The sequence below is a fragment of the Paenibacillus catalpae genome, assembly GCF_900112695.1.
GTDB classification, from domain to species: Bacteria; Bacillota; Bacilli; order Paenibacillales; family Paenibacillaceae; genus Pristimantibacillus; species Pristimantibacillus catalpae.
Genome location: NZ_FOMT01000005.1, coordinates 592,620 through 611,726 on the forward strand (window position 1 = coordinate 592,620; position 19,107 = coordinate 611,726).

Annotated in this window: 18 protein-coding genes; 15 read left to right on the plus strand and 3 right to left on the minus strand. The window is 49.1% G+C overall.

The genetic code is table 11. The features are described 5' to 3' along the window. The first annotated feature begins 158 nt into the window (after positions 1–158). The 7 genes from BM200_RS24110 to glnA all read left to right on the plus strand — a co-directional run bounded on the left by BM200_RS24110 (position 159) and on the right by glnA (position 7,105). Complete coding sequence (locus tag BM200_RS24110) at positions 159–710, plus strand: ribonuclease FAU-1 family protein (protein ID WP_091189194.1); 552 nt, start codon at positions 159–161, stop codon at positions 708–710. Next, on the plus strand, positions 707–1,366 hold the full coding sequence (locus BM200_RS24115; RefSeq protein ID WP_091189195.1) for a SanA/YdcF family protein: 660 nt from the start codon (positions 707–709) through the stop codon (positions 1,364–1,366). The genes BM200_RS24110 and BM200_RS24115 overlap by 4 nt, the downstream gene beginning before the upstream one ends. 119 nt (positions 1,367–1,485) lie before the next feature. Next, positions 1,486–2,466 carry an AAA family ATPase gene (locus BM200_RS24120; protein WP_091189196.1) on the plus strand — a complete coding sequence of 327 codons (981 nt, stop codon included), beginning with the start codon at positions 1,486–1,488 and terminating at the stop codon, positions 2,464–2,466. A gap of 33 nt (positions 2,467–2,499) precedes the next feature. Next, a complete protein-coding gene (hflX, locus tag BM200_RS24125; protein ID WP_091189197.1) occupies positions 2,500–3,789 on the plus strand; it encodes a GTPase HflX in 1,290 nt (429 codons plus the stop codon). A 40-nt stretch (positions 3,790–3,829) separates the two neighbouring features. After that, positions 3,830–5,122 carry a methionine gamma-lyase family protein gene (locus BM200_RS24130; RefSeq protein WP_091189198.1) on the plus strand — a complete coding sequence of 431 codons (1,293 nt, stop codon included), beginning with the start codon at positions 3,830–3,832 and terminating at the stop codon, positions 5,120–5,122. Between the two features lie 77 nt (positions 5,123–5,199). Further along, a complete protein-coding gene (locus tag BM200_RS24135; RefSeq protein WP_015844216.1) occupies positions 5,200–5,610 on the plus strand; it encodes a MerR family transcriptional regulator in 411 nt (136 codons plus the stop codon). A 166-nt stretch (positions 5,611–5,776) separates the two neighbouring features. Continuing rightward, positions 5,777–7,105, plus strand: a complete 1,329-nt coding sequence (glnA, locus tag BM200_RS24140; protein WP_091189199.1) for a type I glutamate--ammonia ligase — start codon at positions 5,777–5,779, stop codon at positions 7,103–7,105. 44 nt (positions 7,106–7,149) lie between these two features. Here the strand turns inward: glnA and BM200_RS24145 are convergent, their stop codons facing one another. After that, positions 7,150–7,344: a PspC domain-containing protein gene (locus BM200_RS24145; RefSeq protein WP_091189200.1), complete on the minus strand. Its 195-nt coding sequence runs from the start codon at positions 7,342–7,344 to the stop codon at positions 7,150–7,152. Between the two features lie 167 nt (positions 7,345–7,511). Continuing rightward, positions 7,512–8,132 carry a transcriptional repressor LexA gene (gene lexA, locus BM200_RS24150; RefSeq protein ID WP_091189201.1) on the minus strand — a complete coding sequence of 207 codons (621 nt, stop codon included), beginning with the start codon at positions 8,130–8,132 and terminating at the stop codon, positions 7,512–7,514. Positions 8,133–8,300: 168 nt separating this feature from the next. Between lexA and BM200_RS24155 the strand changes: the two genes are divergently transcribed. The 4 genes from BM200_RS24155 to BM200_RS24170 all read left to right on the plus strand — a co-directional run bounded on the left by BM200_RS24155 (position 8,301) and on the right by BM200_RS24170 (position 10,407). Continuing rightward, entirely contained in the window at positions 8,301–8,660 is a 360-nt protein-coding gene (locus BM200_RS24155; protein WP_091189202.1) for a LysM peptidoglycan-binding domain-containing protein, read from the plus strand. Positions 8,661–8,814: 154 nt separating this feature from the next. Beyond that, complete coding sequence (locus BM200_RS24160; protein ID WP_091189203.1) at positions 8,815–9,003, plus strand: DUF896 domain-containing protein; 189 nt, start codon at positions 8,815–8,817, stop codon at positions 9,001–9,003. 78 nt (positions 9,004–9,081) lie between these two features. After that, entirely contained in the window at positions 9,082–9,591 is a 510-nt protein-coding gene (locus BM200_RS24165) for a hypothetical protein (protein ID WP_091189204.1), read from the plus strand. Between the two features lie 27 nt (positions 9,592–9,618). Then, on the plus strand, positions 9,619–10,407 hold the full coding sequence (locus tag BM200_RS24170; RefSeq protein WP_091189205.1) for an HAD family hydrolase: 789 nt from the start codon (positions 9,619–9,621) through the stop codon (positions 10,405–10,407). Between the two features lie 59 nt (positions 10,408–10,466). Here the strand turns inward: BM200_RS24170 and BM200_RS24175 are convergent, their stop codons facing one another. Further along, entirely contained in the window at positions 10,467–11,006 is a 540-nt protein-coding gene (locus BM200_RS24175) for a 1,2-dihydroxy-3-keto-5-methylthiopentene dioxygenase (RefSeq protein ID WP_091189206.1), read from the minus strand. A 146-nt stretch (positions 11,007–11,152) separates the two neighbouring features. Between BM200_RS24175 and metH the strand changes: the two genes are divergently transcribed. From metH to BM200_RS24195, 4 genes are all read left to right on the plus strand, one after another. Continuing rightward, entirely contained in the window at positions 11,153–14,599 is a 3,447-nt protein-coding gene (gene metH / locus BM200_RS24180; RefSeq protein WP_091189207.1) for a methionine synthase, read from the plus strand. Between the two features lie 103 nt (positions 14,600–14,702). Beyond that, positions 14,703–15,632, plus strand: coding sequence for a ribonuclease Z (gene rnz, locus BM200_RS24185; protein ID WP_091189208.1), 930 nt, complete (start codon positions 14,703–14,705; stop codon positions 15,630–15,632). 104 nt (positions 15,633–15,736) lie between these two features. After that, on the plus strand, positions 15,737–16,708 hold the full coding sequence (locus tag BM200_RS24190) for a metal-dependent hydrolase (protein ID WP_091189209.1): 972 nt from the start codon (positions 15,737–15,739) through the stop codon (positions 16,706–16,708). A 127-nt stretch (positions 16,709–16,835) separates the two neighbouring features. Then, positions 16,836–19,085: a DEAD/DEAH box helicase gene (locus BM200_RS24195; protein WP_091189210.1), complete on the plus strand. Its 2,250-nt coding sequence runs from the start codon at positions 16,836–16,838 to the stop codon at positions 19,083–19,085. Positions 19,086–19,107 lie beyond the last annotated feature (22 nt).

Here is a 19,107-nt window from a genome sequence, read left to right on the forward strand (position 1 = left end):
GGCTGTTCCCTCATGGTCAATTTCTGGGTGAAAGCTTGGTTTATTTTTCATGCGCGCTGGAGAAGAGCGTTAAGTTATGGTAAGCTTTTTACAACGCTATCCATCATCATCGAAAGCCAAGTAATTAAGGCTTATCTCAACGGAAAGGTACGTTCCGTATGAAACGAAAATTTTCGGACCGGGCAAACTGGCGTCGCATTATACGCAAAAGCTACAATTGTCTGGCGCTCGACAGTGATGAGTTCAAAGGTCTCGTTACGTTTTACCGGATTCATGAATTGCGTGAGCCGCTTTGGAAGGAATATAACGGGCGGCGTTTATGTCTGGCGGATCGCGGATATCTATGGATGCAGCATTTTCCGCGGGGCGAGCATTTTGTCGTAACAACGATGTTTGACGATAAGGGCCGTGTCGTGCAATGGTACATTGATATTTGCAAGACGCAAGGCCTCACAGATCAACATGTTCCCTGGTTTGATGACTTGTATCTGGACGTGGTTGTTCTGCCAAGCGGTGAAGTTTTTCTGCTCGATGAGGATGAGCTTGAGGATGCTCTTCGTGATGGAGAGGTAACCGGGAAAGAAGCGGCATTAGCGCGCAAGACAGCAGGGAGATTGCTTTCCAGTATCCGGAACGGCAGGTTCCGGTATTTCACGCTTAGCTTGAAGCACCGCAAAAGCTTGACGGAGAGAGAGCTTAGAGAATCATGAAAAGTATTGTTCAAACGAGGAGCAAGTCACGCAAACGCCGCGGGCTGCTCCTGTTTCGTATCTGTATCGGATTATGTCTCGTAGGTTTACTATACTGCGGTTATCTTCTCTGGCTTATTAACAGCTATGATGACTCCGCTCCGATTGAAAAGGCAGACGCGGCTATTGTGCTTGGCGCTTCCCTATGGTCGGACAAGCCAAGCCCTGCACTAAAGGAACGTCTCGATTTTGCATATAAGCTGTACAAAGAAGGTAAAGTAAAGCAGCTCATCTTAAGCGGCGGTCTTGATCACAACGGCTCCAAGCTGACTGAAGCGGAAGGGATGCGGGTATATCTGCTTGAAAAAGGGATTCCTGCGGATAAGATGCTTCTGGATAATGCGGCAAGAAGTACATATGAGAATCTGCTTAACAGCAAGGTCATTGCCGCCGATCATCAGCTGAAGAAGCTTCTGATCGTGACTCACGATTACCATGCGCCAAGAGCGATGGAGATTGCCCGTTATCTTGACTATCAGAATGCGGAGGCTGCGGCATTCCATTCTGAAGTGCTGAATCCGTTTAAAAACCAGTCTCGTGAAGTTCTGGCATTTGCCAAGTGGAAGGTGGATGCAGTCCTCCTCCATTTCGGATACCGTTCTCCTGACTATCCTTAATAAAATCTGTTAATATGACCGATTCCGATAGAATACACTTGTTAGAAGCGGGATATGCCGGGCTTATCTTATCGGCATGCCTAAGCTAGTGACGGTGCGAAGGATAGGTGATGCGATAGATGAACGGACATGTCATATCGGGATCGAATAATGGAGCGAGGCCGTCCCGTCAAATTAATGTAGTACTTCGAAGCCAGGAACCGGTTCAAATGACAGCTTCTGCGCCAGTGGTCGATAATGAGCCGCTGCCAGCCGTCAAGCCGCTCCCTCCTGGAGATCATTTTGCCGATATACAGAAAGAGCTTGAGCCTATGGTGGGCATGGATAATGTGAAGGCCCTCATCTATGAAGTTTATGCGCTTTTATATATAACCCGTATGCGGTCGGAAGCAGGCTTGTCCGGCGGCTCCCATGTCTATCATATGATATTTAAGGGGAATCCGGGGACAGGCAAAACGACGATCGCAAGAATTGTCGCGAAGCTGTTTCAGAAGATGGGCGTACTTGCGAAGGGCCATCTGATCGAAGTAGAGCGTGCTGATCTTGTTGGGGAGTACATTGGGCATACGGCGCAGAAAACACGGGATTTGGTGCGGAAGGCAATTGGCGGCGTCCTGTTCGTGGACGAAGCGTACAGCCTTGCGCGAGGCGGGGAGAAGGATTTTGGTAAAGAGGCGATTGACACACTGGTAAAAGCCATGGAGGATCACCGCAATCAATTTGTGCTGATCCTGGCGGGATATCCGGCGGAGATTGATCATTTTCTGCTTACCAATCCCGGGCTGCCCTCCCGCTTTCCCATCCAGATTGACTTTCCAGACTACTCGATTGATCAATTAATTCAAATTTCCGAGCTTATGGCGAAGGACAGGGATTATAATTTAATGCCGCAGTCCATATTTAAGTTAAGGCAGCATTTGATTCAAGAGAAGATGAGTGACTTGTTCTCATTCAGCAACGCGCGGTATGTACGGAATATGATTGAGAAAGCGATCCGGTACCAGGCGGTAAGGCTGCTGAATCAATATGCGAACAGCGTTCCCCCAAAGCAGGAGCTGATGGCGATAAAGCCTGAAGATTTCAAATGGGAACCGAAATAATGCTGAAATAACAACACTCTAGAAGGAGTACTCATGCAAAATAAAACATTTAATACGACAACTACCATGCAAGAACGCGCCGTGCTGGTCAGTCTGGTCACTCCCAACATTAAGCGGGGCATAAGCGATCCGGAGCATTCGCTGGAGGAGCTTGTTGCCCTAGCGGAGACGGCTGGTACAGAAGTGTTGACTACGATTACCCAGAATAAAGAAGCACCTGATACCAGATGGTTCATCGGCAAAGGCAAGGTAGAGGAGCTGCGGGCTGTTGCCGAGGAATTGGGGGCAACCACTGCGATTTTTGACCAGGAGCTTTCCGGTGCACAGGTGCGGAATCTCGAAGAAACGCTTGATTTGAAAATCATTGACCGTACGCAGCTTATTCTGGATATCTTTGCGCAGCGGGCGAAGACCCGTGAAGGCATTGTTCAAGTTGAGCTTGCACAGCTCAGCTATTTGCTGCCGCGTCTGTCCGGGCATGGCAAGAACCTGTCACGGCTTGGCGGCGGTATCGGCACAAGGGGTCCCGGTGAATCCAAGCTCGAGACAGACCGCCGTCATATCAGAGGCCGGATTGCTGATCTCAAGGCACAGCTTGACGAAATGGTCCGTCACCGGAAGCTGCACCGTGAGAGACGCAAGAAATCCGGCGTTATTCAAGTTGCCCTTGTGGGTTACACGAATGCAGGGAAATCTACGCTGCTGCGGGAGCTGACCAGCGCTGATGTGTTTGTCGAGAATCAGCTGTTCGCTACGCTGGATCCGACTTCCCGTACCCTGGAGCTGCCAAATGGCCGTGAAGTTGTCCTGACCGATACGGTAGGTTTTATTCAGAATTTGCCACATGACCTTGTTGCTGCATTCCGTGCAACGCTGGAGGAAGTGCTGGAGGCAGATCTGGTCCTTCATGTCGTGGACGGCAGCTCGCCAATGCGTGAGGAACACATGGCTGTCGTAGAGCAGATTCTTGGAGATCTTGGAGCAGCGGGGACACCTAGCCTAACGATTTATAATAAAAAGGACCTGTGCGAAGAGAAGCAGGTTGAACTTCCAACTCCGGTGACTGATACATTGGTCATCAGTGCTTACGTGGAAGATGACTTGACCTTGGTTCGGAACAAAATTCAGGATAAACTGACAGGAGATACCGTCATGTTTACTCTGCCGGCCGACCGCGGTGACTTGATTGCACTCGCTTATCGCAGTGGTGAAGTGGTAGGCAATGATATTAGCGAGGATGGCGAATCCTTGCGCCTTACCGTGCAAGTGAGCCGCCAGGCTTATGAATTAAACGGCCATAAGCTTCAGCCATATATAGAATAATGGAATTGGGTTACGCTAATAGAGGGAGAGACAGGCAGGAATGAGTGACAATCAACATCAAGATAGTCAAACGATTTGGAATGAACTTGAGAAATTAGCCGATCAAGCGGAGGAGCTGGCTGCCGGGCAGCTCCGTTCCATTGATCGGATTGCAGAAAAGAATCAGTGGAAAGTGATCCGTGCGTTTCAACGTCATCAAGTGAGCGATTTCCACTTCACCGGCTCGACGGGTTATGGCTATAATGACCGGGGCCGTGAGGTGCTTGATCTTGTCTATGCGGATGTATTTGGAGCAGAGGCGGCGCTTGTACGCCCGCATTTCGTATCGGGTACGCACACCATCGGGTGCGCGCTCTTTGGCGTGCTCCGACCGGGTGATGAGCTGCTTTATATTACAGGTAAACCATATGACACGCTGCACAAAGTAATCGGTAAACCTGGCGATGGGACAGGCTCCTTGCAGGACTGGGGCATCCGTTACAACGAAGTGGACCTTCAGGAGGATGGAAGCCTGGATTGGGATGGTATTGAGACAAGCATTAATGAGCGTACAAAGGTAATCGGCATTCAGCGCTCTCGGGGCTATAGCTGGCGAGCGTCATTTACCGTTGCCCAGATTGGCGATATGGTCCAGCGGGTGAAGCAGATCAAGCCGGATGTCCTTGTATTCGTTGATAATTGTTACGGGGAATTTACTGAGCTGCTTGAGCCAACCCAGGTTGGGGTAGATCTCATGGCAGGTTCACTTATTAAGAATCCGGGAGGCGGACTCGCTTCAACCGGAGGATATATTGCCGGAACTGCCGCTGCAGTCGAGCAGGCAGCTTTTCGTCTGACTGCGCCTGGTATTGGGGGAGAGGTTGGCGCCATGCTGGACACCCTCCGCGGGATTTATCAGGGCTTGTTCCTCGCCCCGCATCTCGTTGGACAAGCGGTGAAGGGAAGCGTATTTGCCTCAGCCCTGTTTGAGCAGCTAGGGTTCGAGACGAAACCTCATTGGACGGAGCCCCGCACGGATCTTATTCAGGCGGTCCGATTTGGCGGTGCCGAGCAGCTTATTGCATTTGTTCAAGGCATTCAACAGGCAGCTGCGGTAGATGCTCATGTCGTGCCGGAGCCATGGGATATGCCGGGATATGAGCATCCTGTCATCATGGCGGCAGGGACCTTTATTCAGGGCGGAAGCTTGGAGTTATCTGCCGATGCGCCGATCCGCGAGCCTTTTATCGCTTATATGCAAGGCGGCTTGACGTTTGCCCATGCGAAGTTTGGTGTACTTACAGCGTTACGTCGACTCATTACGAACGATCTTATCACAATTAAACGTAATTAAACCTAACACAACTTGACACGTTTTTGGTAGGACGTTATTATATACGTATAAATGAGCGACTGGAAGGTTGATGCGACATGGGTGACGATATTCGTAGAAACATGGCCTTATTTCCGATCGGTATCGTAATGAAGCTGACGGATCTAACGGCGCGTCAAATTCGTTATTATGAGCAGCATGAATTGATAGTTCCGGCCAGAACGGCAGGTAACCAGCGACTGTTCTCTTTTAATGATGTAGAGCGGCTATTAGAGATTAAAGCATTGATTGAAAAAGGTGTTAACATTGCCGGCATTAAGCAAGTCATGAATCCGGTTTCAAAAGAATCGGACGACGCGACAATTGTAAGCGAGCAATCAGAAGTGAAGCGCAAGGAGCTGTCCGATGCGCAGCTGCACCGCCTTCTGAAGCAGCAATTGCTGGAGAAACGTCCCGGCCAGGCTTCACTTATTCAAGGCCAGCTGTCACGTTTCTTGAACAAGCGCTAGTCTATTCCTAATAATTAAACAAGCAAGAGTCGATGCTTACGAAGCAAGAATTGCTTCACAATTCTTTAAGCCGATGCTTACGAAGTAAGAATTGCTTCACAATTCTTTAAGCCTATGCTTACGAAGTAAGAATTGCTTCACAATTCTTTTAAAGGAGATGAATGCTGTGAGCTTCACAAAAGAGGATATTAAACGCATTGCGGAGGAACAGAACGTTCGATTTATCCGTCTTCAATTTACCGATTTGCTTGGCACGATCAAGAATGTTGAAATTCCCGTAAGCCAGTTGGACAAAGCATTGGATAATAAAATGATGTTCGACGGATCTTCCATTGAAGGTTACGTTCGTATCGAAGAATCTGACATGTACTTATACCCTGATCTGGATACTTGGGTTGTATTCCCATGGGTTGCTCAAGACCGTGTTGCCCGTCTGATCTGTGATATTTATATGCCTGATGGCACGCCGTTTGCCGGCGACCCGCGCGGTATTCTGAAGCGCGCACTGATGGAAGCGGAAGAAATGGGCTTCACTGCAATGAACGTTGGTCCGGAACCGGAGTTCTTCCTGTTCAAAACCGACGAACGCGGAGAACCAACAACTGAACTTAATGACCAAGGCGGTTACTTTGACCTTGCTCCGATGGATATGGGCGAGAACTGCCGCCGTGAAATCGTACTTACGCTGGAAGAAATGGGCTTCGAGATTGAAGCTTCCCACCATGAAGTGGCTCCCGGCCAGCACGAAATCGACTTCAAATACGCGGATGCGATCAAAGCCGCAGACCAGATTCAAACCTTCAAGCTTGTTGTTAAGACGATTGCAAGACAGCATGGACTCCATGCAACCTTTATGCCGAAGCCGCTCTTTGGCGTAAACGGTTCCGGTATGCACTGTCACCAATCGCTCTTCCAGGGCAGCACAAACGTATTCTATGACGAGAAGGATCGCCTTGGTTTAAGTCAAACGGCTCGTTATTACATGGCTGGTGTTCTGGAGCATGCCCGTGCAATGGCAGCTATTACGAACCCTACGATCAACTCCTACAAACGGATGGTGCCAGGTTATGAAGCGCCTTGTTATGTAGCTTGGTCGGCGAGCAACCGTTCGCCAATGATTCGTATCCCGGCATCCCGCGGCCTCAGCACGCGTATCGAGGTTCGTAACCCGGATCCGGCGGCGAACCCGTACCTGGCTCTTGCTGTAATGCTGAAAGCAGGTCTGGACGGAATCAAGAACAAAACTCCGCTGCCTGCTCCAGTAGACCGCAACATCTACATCATGACGGAAGAAGAGCGCCTGGAGTCCGGCGTGCCAAGCCTTCCATCCGATCTGAAGGAAGCCCTCGACGAGATGCTCCGCAGCGACGTTGTCTGCGACGCACTTGGCGAGCATGCCCTTGCTCACTTCTACGAGCTGAAAGAAATCGAGTGGGACATGTACAAAACACAAGTTCATCAATGGGAACGCGATCAGTATCTGACGCTGTACTAGGATAAACAAAATAAAAATCCACTGCCTAACTTGGCAGTGGATTTTTATTTTTTATACAAAGATGGAGGACTATCCGGAATAAGGTTAGCCAGAATGATGTAGATGATCAGATTGGCGGGGACAAATAATACGAACAGTAGTCTTACGAATAAAGAGGACAGATTGCAGTAGTCAGCAATTCCGCCGCAAACACCGGATATGGATTTATCAAAGGATGATTTCGTTAATTTCTTGTTCAAATCTGCTCACCTCAGAAATATTCAGTTCTATTGAAACAATACCATATTTAGGCAACTAGGTGAGCGATGATTCCAAACAAATCCATAAAATAAAAAAAGAGGCTGTTCGCACTATCCGAATAATTAAATCGGGATAGCGGGAACAGCCACTTTTATGATGTGTGAAATTAGTGGAAGTCACGGAACAAGCCAACTACTTTGCCAAGAATCGTAACGGTGTTCAAGCGAATCGGCTCCATTGTGGAGTTCTCCGGCTGAAGGCGGATATGATCTTTCTCTTTGTAGAATGTCTTCACGGTTGCTTCGTCATCTTCCGTCATGGCAACAACGATATCACCATTGTTGGCTGTCGGCTGCTGGCGGACAATCACATAGTCTCCGTTATGTATGCCGACTTCGATCATGCTGTCGCCAACGACATTCAGGATAAATACTTCATCGTCACCGACGAAATGAGCGGATAGCGGGAAGTATTCCTCAATATTTTCAGTCGCCGTAATCGGCATGCCTGCCGTTACTTTGCCGACAATTGGTACTTGCGCTACAGCTGGGAGGATAATGCCGTCAACACCGTCTTGATCCAAAATTTCGATCGCCCGTGGTTTCGTTGGGTCACGTCTGATAAGACCTTTCTTCTCCAGACGATCCAAGTGGCCATGTACGGTGGAGCTTGATGCAAGGCCAACCGCTTCGCCGATTTCGCGAACAGAAGGCGGGTATCCTTTGTCCCGAACCTCATTCTTAATAAATTCAAGAATCGACTGTTGGCGGTTCGAAATCTTAGACACGCGAATCACTCCAATATAATATTTGAAGAAAATTATAACATAGAACCGGAGTTCGTACAAACATAAGTTCTTAAAAACAAAAGTTCGCATTTTTGTTGACTGCAAACATTTGTTCGTGTTATTCTAAGAACATAAGAAAACAGAACAAACGTTCGGGGAGCGATAATAATGATCATGAATCCATCTTTTTATAAGAGTATCCATAAGGAAGAAGCCGTTAAATCTTTCAAGCCGCGGGGCCATAACATGAATCGTCATGCTTTCAAACTTATTGTAAGTGCCACAGTATTCGTTCTTCTCTTTACAAGTTTCCTGATGATGCGTACGAATGCTTCATCCGATTATATAGAAGCAGCCGCAATAGATGAGCAGACCGTCGTTGTGTCGGCAGGTGATACATTGTGGGGGATTGCCGATCGCTTTGTTGACAACTCCAAGGACATTAGACAATACATCTATAAGATCAAACAACGGAACCAATTACGTTCCGCAGAGCTTCAGCCGGGACAAGTCTTGATTATCCCTTAGCAGCTATAGATTCAGATGGACAGGAAGTTCGGACACGGGATGTTCGAATCTTGCCTGTCCTTTTGTTATTCTTCGATCATTGCCTTGACAATTACTCGCGATAAAAGTCAAAATAGGTAGGAAGGATGAGTACTGAGCAAACGAGGTGAATGCAGTGGAAGAAATCATCGCGCGTATTAATGAATTATCCCGTAAAAATAAGACAGTTGGGCTAACCGAAGAGGAAATCGCTGAACGTGCCGTATTGCGTAAACAATATCTGGACAACTTCAAAAGAAATTTCCGTCAGCAGTTGGATTCGATTGAAATTGTAGACGGCGATTCGAAGGATGTAACTCATTAAGTTGGTCTAATCTTTATATAGCAAGCAGTGACGCCGTTCCATGAACGGCGTCTGCAATATACACTAGGAGGAATAAGCTTGTCTCGTACGTGGGAGCGCAAAGTGCGCAAAAATACGAACCAAATCAATAAAGCGCGTAAAAAGCATGGTGCATCACAGATTGGCACGTCAGCAGCACCCAAGGTAGAGCGGTTTAAAGGCCGCAACTACATATTTCCGATCTTTCTCGTATTGATGATCAGTATGTATACCATTCTGGTTACAACGGCTCCGGATTTCGAGCCAACAACGATGTTATGGGTCACGATTGGCTGCTATTTATTCCTTGCGCTGATCTTCCTGCTGCGCCGTCCTTACCTCGCGGTAGGCAAGGATTATATCCAAACCCGCAAATTAACGGGTGACAAACAGCTCCATGTGTCAAATATTAAGGGGATTAGCGTTCAAAAAGGCGCTGTTGTTATTATGCAGCAAAAAGGCGCGAACTGGGTGTTCTCGCGTTTGCTCAACCGTTATCCAACGGATGAAATGAGCAGCAGACTGCAGGATTTTGCAAAGACACACAACTTGCCTTTTGAAACCAAATAGAAGAAGAGTAGGAGAGTTATGCGAATTATGGGGAAGCAAGCGGTTCTATTTGATCTTGATGATACGTTACTGTGGGATGACCGCAGCGTAAAGGAAGCATTCGAGGCAACATGTCAAGCAGGTGCAGATGCTGCTGGCGTTGATCCGGAGCAACTGGAAGAAGCCGTGCGCAGAGAAGCGCGTGCCCTGTATGAATCCTATGAGACATTTCCGTTCACGAAGATGATTGGTATTAATCCGTTCGAAGGCCTCTGGGCGAACTTCCGTGAAGGCGAGCAAGAAGAGTTCCGCAAGCTTGAGCAGCTGGCACCTGGCTACCGCAAGGAAGCTTGGACTCGCGGGTTGCGTTCACTTGGCGTTGATAATCAGGAACTAGGCGAGAAGCTGGCTGAGCAGTTCCCAGCAGAACGCCGCCGTCGTCCGCTCGTTTATGATGAAACTTTCCGCGTATTGGATGCACTTAAAGGAAAGTACAAGCTGCTCCTCCTTACGAACGGATCTCCGGATCTGCAGCGTGAGAAACTGGCAGGTGTTCCTGAATTGGTTCCTTACTTCGACCACATCATTATTTCCGGTGAATTCGGAGAAGGTAAACCGGCTGCTTCAATTTTCCGTCATGCTTTGGAACGTCTCGGCATTGAGCCGGATCATGGCATTATGGTTGGCGACAAGCTGACTACGGATATTCTTGGAGCGAATACGATCGGCATGACATCCGTATGGGTGAACCGTCATGGTGCTGTACGCAATGATGACATTATCCCATCGCATGAAATTGCTCATTTGGAAGAATTGCTGCTATTGCTTGAGCAATAATGGACAAGACAAAGCCCCTCGCCATCGGAAGATGGAGCGAGGGGCTTTGTTCTACTTAATCATTTTACGAATGCAGGGTCTTCGAATGGATGAGCAATCCAGCCTTCTGTTTCGATGAAGAGACGTACCGCTACGATTTGACGGTTATCCATCAACGTAAAGAAGTGAGGAATTCTCTCAGGTACGGAAATAACGTCACCAGCTTCAAGTTCAACATCGAAGTAGCCCACTTCTTCTGTCCCTTTGATAACGAAGATACCTTTACCGGCAGTGATGGCACGTACTTCATCTTCTGTATGTGTATGCACGGATTCAAATTTTTTCAGCAGTTCATCGAGGTTAGGAGTAGCATCGGATAATGTAATGATGTCCCAAGTTTTATAACCGCGGCGACCAGCAAGATCAGTAATTTCTGTATTAAAGGTAGACAAAACCTCTGCTTTCTCTTCGTCGGAGAGAACAAATTTCTCTTGCAGATGTGCAGGGAGCTTGGATGCATCCCAATGTTCGTACAGAACTTCTTGATTTTCTAAAAATTCACGTACGTTCTGTTCACCAGAAATACGTTCGTTCGTATTGCGAATGCGGATTTCAGCCATTCTCAATCCCTCTTTCCCTATAGAAATTAACCGATAAGTCCAATTATATAGCAAAAGTAGTCAAATGTCGATGGACTGCCTTTTCAGAAAGCGGCTATTCTGTTACACTATTTGTTAATGATTTTCGGAGGAAGGGTGTACGAAATTTGTTGAAACCGACCATACAAGAATTGATGCAGCAACGGATACTCATCCTGGACGGAGCGATGGGAACGATGATTCAGCAGGCTGATCTGACTGCTGATGATTTCGGCGGGGAAGAGCTTGACGGATGTAATGAAATGCTCGTTTTAACGCGTCCGGATGTCATTTCGACGATCCATGAAAAGTATCTGGAAGCCGGCGCCGATATTTTGGAGACCAACACATTTGGCGCGACAAGCGTCGTGCTGGCGGAATACGATATCCCGGAAAAAGCACGTGAAATTAACCTTGCTGCTGCCAAGCTGGCAAGAGATGCGGCTGATAAATTCTCGACACCTGAACGCCCGCGGTATGTAGCCGGCGCGCTTGGACCAACGACCAAAACGCTGTCCGTTACCGGCGGCGTAACTTTCGAAGAGCTCGTAGACAGTTATTACGAACAGACGCTTGCACTGATCGAAGGCGATGTGGATGCCATTCTGCTGGAGACGTCACAGGATACGCTGAACGTAAAAGCCGGGAGTATCGGGATCCGCAAAGCGTTCGAGACTATGAACCGCGAGCTTCCGATTATGATCTCCGGTACGATTGAGCCAATGGGGACTACCCTGGCAGGCCAATCGATAGAATCCTTCTACATTTCCCTTGAGCACTTGAAGCCGATTTCTATCGGACTGAACTGCGCAACAGGACCGGAATTCATGCGTGACCATATTCGCTCGCTGAGTGAAATTGCCGACACGGCTGTAAGCTGTTATCCTAACGCAGGGTTGCCGGATGAGAACGGTAATTACCATGAATCTCCAGAATCTCTTGCGCGAAAAATGTCGGCATTTGCGGAACAAGGCTGGTTGAACATCGCTGGCGGCTGCTGCGGGACGACTCCTGCGCATATTAAGGCCTTGGCCGAGACGATGGCCACTTTTGCGCCGCGTACGCAGTACGGAACTCACCCGGCTGCTGTCTCCGGTATTGAGACGGTATTCATTGAAGACGATAACCGTCCGATTATGATCGGGGAACGGACCAATATTTCCGGTTCGCGTAAATTCAAACGTCTGATCAAAGAAGGCAAGTTTGATGAAGCATCGGAAATTGCTCGTGCCCAGGTAAAAGGCGGCGCCCATATCATCGATATCAACCTGCAGGATACGGATATCGATGAGGCTTATGCGGTTCACGAATTCCTTCCGCAGGTCGTGAAGAAGATTAAAGTACCGCTGATGCTTGATTCGACGTATGACCATATTATCGAGCTGGGACTGAAATATTCGCAAGGTAAAGCGATTATTAACTCCATTAACCTTGAGGACGGCGAGTCGAAGTTTGAGAAGATCCTGCCGCTTATTCATCAATACGGTGCGGCGGTTGTCATGATTCTGATTGACGAGCGCGGACAGGCGGTATCCCGCGAAGCGAAGATGGAAGTAGCGGAACGCTCTTATAACTTGCTTGTTAATAAATACGGAATGAATCCGGAAGACATTATTTTCGACCCGAATATGTTCCCGGTTGGCTCCGGTGACCCGCAATATATCGGATCGGCTGTTGAGACAATCGAAGGCATTAAGATGATTAAAGAGAGATTCCCGAAAGCGAAGACGATTCTGGGACTCAGCAATATCTCGTTTGGTCTGCCGGATGCCGGCCGCGAAGTACTGAACTCGGTTTATTTGTATCATTGTACAAAGGCCGGTCTTGACTACGCGATCGTTAATACGGAAAAACTGGAACGGTATGCTTCGATTCCGGAAGAAGAGCGCAAGCTGGCTGAAGATCTCATCTACAATACCAATGATGATACACTAGCTGCCTTTGTTGCCGCTTTCCGCGAGAAGAAAGTCGTGAAGAAAGAGAAGGTATCGAACCTGTCTCTGGAGGAGCGTCTTGCTTCTTATATCGTGGAAGGGACAAAGGAAGGGCTTATTCCTGACCTTGACGAGGCGCTGAAGAAATATACGGCGCTTGAAGTTATCAACGGACCGTTGATGCGCGGGATGGAAGAGGTTGGACGTTTGTTCAATAATAACGAGCTGATCGTAGCAGAGGTTCTGCAGAGCGCGGAGGTTATGAAGGCATCGGTAGCTCATCTCGAACAGTTTATGGAGAAGAATGAATCATCCGTGAAAGGGAAAATCATTCTGGCAACGGTAAAGGGCGATGTGCATGACATCGGCAAAAACCTTGTCGAAATTATTTTGTCGAATAACGGTTACAAAATTATTAACCTTGGCATCAAAGTACCGCCTGAGCAGCTGATCGAAGCGCAGCGTAAAGAGAATGCCGATATTATCGGCTTATCCGGTCTGCTCGTAAAATCCGCTCAGCAAATGGTCGTTACGGCACAGGACTTGCGTAATGCTGGCATCTCTGCTCCAATTATGGTCGGCGGCGCGGCTCTTACACGTAAGTTCACGAAGACCAGAATCGGCCCTGAATACGATGGCTTAACGCTGTACGCGAAAGATGCGATGGACGGTCTGGATCTCGCGAACAAGCTGATGGATAACGGGCATCGCAGTCGAATGGAAGAGGAAATGCGCATCTATAAGGAGTCTGGCGGTGAAGCAACCGAAGAGAAAAAAGCACAGCCGCAGCTGACGCGCATAGAGCGTTCCAAAATTTCGGTTGATGCGCCTGTCTATATCCCTCCGGATACAGACAGACATATTTTGCGGGATGTACCGATTCCGCATATCATTCCTTATGTGAATATGCAGATGCTGCTTGGCCATCACCTTGGCTTGAAAGGCAATGTGGATAACCTTCTTCAGGAAGGCAACGAAAAGGCCGTTCAACTGAAGGAAACGGTTGACGGAATTCTGCAGGAAGGTACGACGGACGGTATTCTGACGGCAAATGGCATGTACCGGTTCTTCCCGGCTCAGTCGTCCGGCAATGATATCATCATATACGATCCACAGGATCATTCGAAAGAAATTAAACGCTTCACCTTCCCTCGTCAGCAGGTTGAGCCATTCCTTTGTCTGGCGGATTATTTGAAACCGGTAGAGAGCGGAGTAATGGACTATGTAGGCTTCCTCGTTGTAACGGCCGGTCATGGCGTACGAGAGCTTGCTACGGAGTGGAAGGACAAAGGCGATTATCTGCGTTCACATGCACTGCAGTCGGTGGCCCTTGAGGTCGCAGAGGCAATGGCGGAACGCGTCCATCATATGATGCGTGATGTCTGGGGCTTCCCGGATCCGGCATCGATGACCATGAAGCAGCGTTTCGGCGCGCGTTATCAAGGTATCCGCGTATCCTTTGGTTATCCGGCATGTCCGAATTTGGAAGACCAAGGGCCTTTGTTCGAATTGATGAAGCCGGAGGATATTGGCGTAGAACTGACGGAAGGCTTCATGATGGAGCCGGAAGCATCTGTATCCGCGATGGTATTCGCTCATCCGGAAGCCCAATATTTCAACGTTGAAAAAGTAGAACGATAAGTGCAAGCTAAGCCTCCGTAAGCGCATGCTGGTTCACCAGCCGCCGCTCTCGGGGGCTTTCATCCTATAACGTGGCGATTAAGTGTCGTGAGGTGACAGCAGAATGGAAATTTGGTTTCTGGGAACGGGCGCAGGCCGTCCGATGAAGCATCGCAATGTAACATCCATAGCACTGAGACTGCCGGATCCGGACTGCTCGCTCTGGATGTTTGATGCGGGTGAAGGAACTCAGCATCAGTTAATGCGCACGCCGCTTAAGCTGGGCAAGCTGGAGGCGTTATTCGTTACCCATTTGCATGGCGATCATACATACGGCATTCCGGGATTGCTCAGTACCCGGTCTTATGTCGGCGGCAACAGTCCGCTGCAGCTGTTTGGCCCTCCCGGTATCCGGGAGATGATTGAAACAGCACTCACTCTGAGCAGCACACATCTTGATTATGAGATCACCTATCATGAAGTATTTGAAGGGGTAATCTATCAGACGGAACGTTACACGGTGGAGGCTTTGCCGCTCGAGCACCGCATTCCTTGCTTTGGCTACCGCATTACCGAATGCGAAAGCCAAGGCAAATTAAATGTAGAGCTGCTGCAGCAATTAGGTGTTCCTGCGGGACCTTTGTTTGGCCGGATTAAAAAAGGCGAAGATATTACGCTTCCTGACGGAACCTTGATTCGAGCTGCAGACGTTACGGGAACACCGGTATGCGGAAGAGTTATTGCCATTGCCGGCGATACAAAGCCATGCGACAATGCTTCCCGACTGGCACAAAATGCAGATTTGCTTGTGCATGAAGCCACCTTTGCTGCAGGTCAGGAAGAGAAAGCTCATCTGTACGGCCATTCCACAACAGTTGAAGCGGCAACAACCGCGAGAGATGCCAATGCGAAACGGCTGATCATGACGCATTTCAGCACCCGGTTTGTTGAGGAAGATCTTGCGGCGCTTGAAGAGGAAGCCAGAGCGATATTCCCGAATTCCTCAGCTGCTCATGATCTCTATCACACGGAGGTTCCGAGGGTTAGAGGCTAGCTTGTCTGCAGGGCTCCTTACAAATTCATCATGCCTCGGTAATAATCCGTTAATGAAGCCGTATTATGCTGGCCTTAAATCTGCGGGTAAGGGGATGAGGACAGATGGATACGGGAAGTCATTTGCTGTTTGGTGCAACGCTTGGCGGTCTTGCCATGCTTAATCCGGCAGTCGCGGTTCATCCGGCAATCGGCTATGCGGTTCTGGCCGGCACGGTGATTGGCAGCCATGCGCCGGATTTCGATGTATTCGCGAGGTTGAAGGGGAAAGCGGCCTATATCCGTAACCACCGGGGCATTAGTCATTCTGTACCTGCTCCATTGATTTGGGCTGCAGCAATCGGACTGAGTTCGGCTTGGCTGTTCGGCGTAATGGAGCATGTTCTGCTGGTTATGTTTTGGACGCTGGCAGCGGTATGTTTTCATATTGTCCTGGATCTCTTCAACACGTACGGCGTACAGTGTCTCCGGCCGTTCTCCAGAAAATGGTGGCATTTAGACGCTCTCTGCCTGTTTGATCCCTATTTGTTTGGAGCTCACTTGATTGGTTTAATCTGCTGGATGCTCGGAGTGCTTCCGCCAGGGCCGCTGTTTGCCTGTATTTATGTTCTAACATTTGTCTATATAGCCGTGCGTCTGCGGATGCGATGGCGGGTGAGAAGAAGGCTTAAGCTCCACCTTGGCAGTACGGCCAGGATCACACTGGTTCCGAGTCTGGCCGGAGGGAGCTGGCAGTTTACGGCGGATTGCGGTGACTGCTATCGCGCAGGCACAATATCAGGTAGTCAGATTCATCTGGAATCAACCGTGCTGAAGCATGAGCCGAGCGAGCATACGCCGGTCGTAAAGGCTGCAATGGAGGCTGACGGGGTAAAAGCATTCCTTGGCTTTGCCGAACAGGTACATCTGCAAGTCGAAGAGAAGCAGGATGGTTATGAGGTATCCTGGAAAGATGTGCGGTTCTGGCGTGACAACCGAATGGCATTTGGTGTTGAAGTTACACTGGACCGGGACATGAAAGTGCTCGGGCATCATGTCGGATGGAGCAAACGCTCTTGGGAATCACCACATGTATAAGACAGACCCGCCCTTACCCGGGGGCGGGTTTGTTGTTTTTTTGCGGTAAAATATGTCTTTCCTGAATCCTCTAGCCAAGCGAACAAATATTCGCTAAACTGTTGGTATCAAGGGGTGACGACCGTTTATGTTCAAGAAGAAAACTTTGCCTGAATTAATTGAGGAATTACGCTCAAATGAAAATATAGTGAATTGGTATGAAATGCAGCCGCTGGAAGCGAAAACAACGCCGTTTGACGACAGTGTGGACCCGCGTATTCGGGAGGCACTGCAAAAACGCGGTATTACGGAGCTGTACACCCACCAGGGAACAGCTTTCCGGCTGGCATCCAAAGGCGAGAATATCGTAGCGGTAACCCCGACGGCATCCGGCAAAACGATGTGTTATAACCTGCCTGTTCTTCAGGCTATTGCTAAGGATGAGACAAGCCGGGCTTTATATTTGTTCCCGACAAAAGCGCTGGCACAGGATCAGAAAAGCGAGCTGAACGAAATTATCGACGAGATGGGGATTGATATCAAGAGCTACACCTATGATGGAGACACCTCACCGGCGATTCGGCAGATCGTCCGTAAAGCCGGCCATATCGTCATCACGAACCCCGATATGCTTCATTCCGCCATTCTGCCTCATCATACGAAGTGGGTCAGCCTATTCGAGAATTTGAAATATATCGTAATCGATGAGCTTCATACGTACCGCGGCGTGTTTGGCAGTCATGTAGCCAATGTAATCCGAAGATTGAAGCGGATCTGCAAGTTTTACGGAAGCAATCCGACTTTCATCTGTACGTCGGCCACCATTGCGAATCCGAAGGAACTGGCGGAGCAGCTGACGGGGAGTCCGATGCGGCTGATCGACGATAACGGAGCGCCAAGAGGCCGAAAGCATTTTGTATTCTATAATCCTCCTATCGTAAATGTGCCGCTGAACATCCGGAAAAGCGCCACCGTTGAAGTCAATCATCTGGCGAAGGATTTCTTGAAGAACAAGATCCAGACGATCGTATTCGCCCGCAGCCGCGTAAGAGTGGAGATCATCCTCAGCCATCTTCAGGAGCTGGTTAAGAATCAGATCGGCACGAAGTCTATCCGGGGCTACCGGGGTGGTTATCTGCCCAAGCAGCGGAGAGAGATTGAGAAAGGACTTAGGGACGGCGAGATTCTTGGCGTTGTAAGCACAAATGCCCTGGAGCTTGGCGTGGATATCGGGCAGCTTCAGGTTTGTGTCATGACCGGATATCCGGGCAGCATCGCGAGCACCTGGCAGCAGGCAGGACGTGCGGGAAGAAGGCATGGAGAAGCGCTTATTCTGATGGTGGCCAGCTCTACGCCGATCGACCAATATATTGTTCAGAACCCGGAGTATTTCTTCGACAGAACTCCGGAATCCGCGCGGATTAATCCGGAGAATCTGATTATCCTGGTCGATCATATCAGATGTGCAGCTTATGAGCTTCCGTTCAAGAATACCGAGGAATTTGGGCCGGCAGAAGTAAGCGAGATTCTGGAATACCTTCAGGAGGAACGCGTGCTGCACCGTAATGGGGATACCTTTTACTGGGCAAATCAAGCCTTCCCGGCAAGCGAGATCAGCTTGCGCTCCGCTTCGCAGGAGAATGTAGTCATCGTTGACCAGTCGAATGTAGCGGATGTCAGAATCATTGGCGAGATGGACCGGTTCAGCGCCATGACCCTGCTGCATGACGAAGCGATCTATTTGCATGAAGGCGTGCAATTCCAGGTGGAGAAGCTGGATTGGGATCATAAGAAAGCGTACGTGCGGGAAGTGGATGTCGAGTATTACACGGATGCCAATCTCGCGGTGAATCTGAAGGTTCTGGAGATCGACAAGACCAGAAGCTCAGGGAATGGTGCTGTCCATCAAGGCGATGTGGCGGTAACGATGATCCCGACGATTTTCAAAAAGATCAAACTGACGACGTTCGAGAACATTGGATCAGGGCCTATTCATTTGCCGGAGCAAGAGCTTCATACCCGCGCAACGTGGCTTGAGCTGAAGGATACGGATCCGGAGCTCGGAACCAAGATACTGGAGCAGCTGCTGCTTGGCATCGCCAATGTGATTCAGCATATCGTGCCGGTTATGGTCATGTGCGACCGGAGCGACGTCCATGTGACTTCACAGATCAAGGCTGCCCATACGGGCTTGCCGACGATCTTTATCTATGATCATTACCCGGGCGGAATCGGGCTTGCTGACGACGTCTACAAACGTTTTGACGAAGTGAAGCAGGCTGCTGCCAATCTAATAAAAAAATGCTCTTGCAAGGATGGATGTCCATCATGTATTGGAAACGAAATAGAAGGAATCAACGGGAAGCAGAAAAGCGTACAGCTTTTATCCCAGTTATAAAATCACCTGTTGGCCAGGAAAA

What these genes read in the sequence shown, in the direction of transcription:
- BM200_RS24195 (WP_091189210.1), top strand. Translation starts at nt 16,836, where the DNA reads ATGTTCAAGAAGAAAACTTTGCCTGAATTAATTGAGGAATTACGCTCA.
- BM200_RS24155 (WP_091189202.1), top strand. Translation starts at nt 8,301, where the DNA reads ATGATCATGAATCCATCTTTTTATAAGAGTATCCATAAGGAAGAAGCC.
- BM200_RS24110 (WP_091189194.1), top strand. Translation starts at nt 159, where the DNA reads ATGAAACGAAAATTTTCGGACCGGGCAAACTGGCGTCGCATTATACGC.
- BM200_RS24115 (WP_091189195.1), top strand. Translation starts at nt 707, where the DNA reads ATGAAAAGTATTGTTCAAACGAGGAGCAAGTCACGCAAACGCCGCGGG.
- BM200_RS24175 (WP_091189206.1), bottom strand. Translation starts at nt 11,006, where the DNA reads ATGGCTGAAATCCGCATTCGCAATACGAACGAACGTATTTCTGGTGAA.
- rnz (WP_091189208.1), top strand. Translation starts at nt 14,703, where the DNA reads ATGGAAATTTGGTTTCTGGGAACGGGCGCAGGCCGTCCGATGAAGCAT.
- BM200_RS24135 (WP_015844216.1), top strand. Translation starts at nt 5,200, where the DNA reads ATGGGTGACGATATTCGTAGAAACATGGCCTTATTTCCGATCGGTATC.
- hflX (WP_091189197.1), top strand. Translation starts at nt 2,500, where the DNA reads ATGCAAAATAAAACATTTAATACGACAACTACCATGCAAGAACGCGCC.
- BM200_RS24130 (WP_091189198.1), top strand. Translation starts at nt 3,830, where the DNA reads ATGAGTGACAATCAACATCAAGATAGTCAAACGATTTGGAATGAACTT.
- BM200_RS24190 (WP_091189209.1), top strand. Translation starts at nt 15,737, where the DNA reads ATGGATACGGGAAGTCATTTGCTGTTTGGTGCAACGCTTGGCGGTCTT.
- BM200_RS24170 (WP_091189205.1), top strand. Translation starts at nt 9,619, where the DNA reads ATGGGGAAGCAAGCGGTTCTATTTGATCTTGATGATACGTTACTGTGG.
- BM200_RS24120 (WP_091189196.1), top strand. Translation starts at nt 1,486, where the DNA reads ATGAACGGACATGTCATATCGGGATCGAATAATGGAGCGAGGCCGTCC.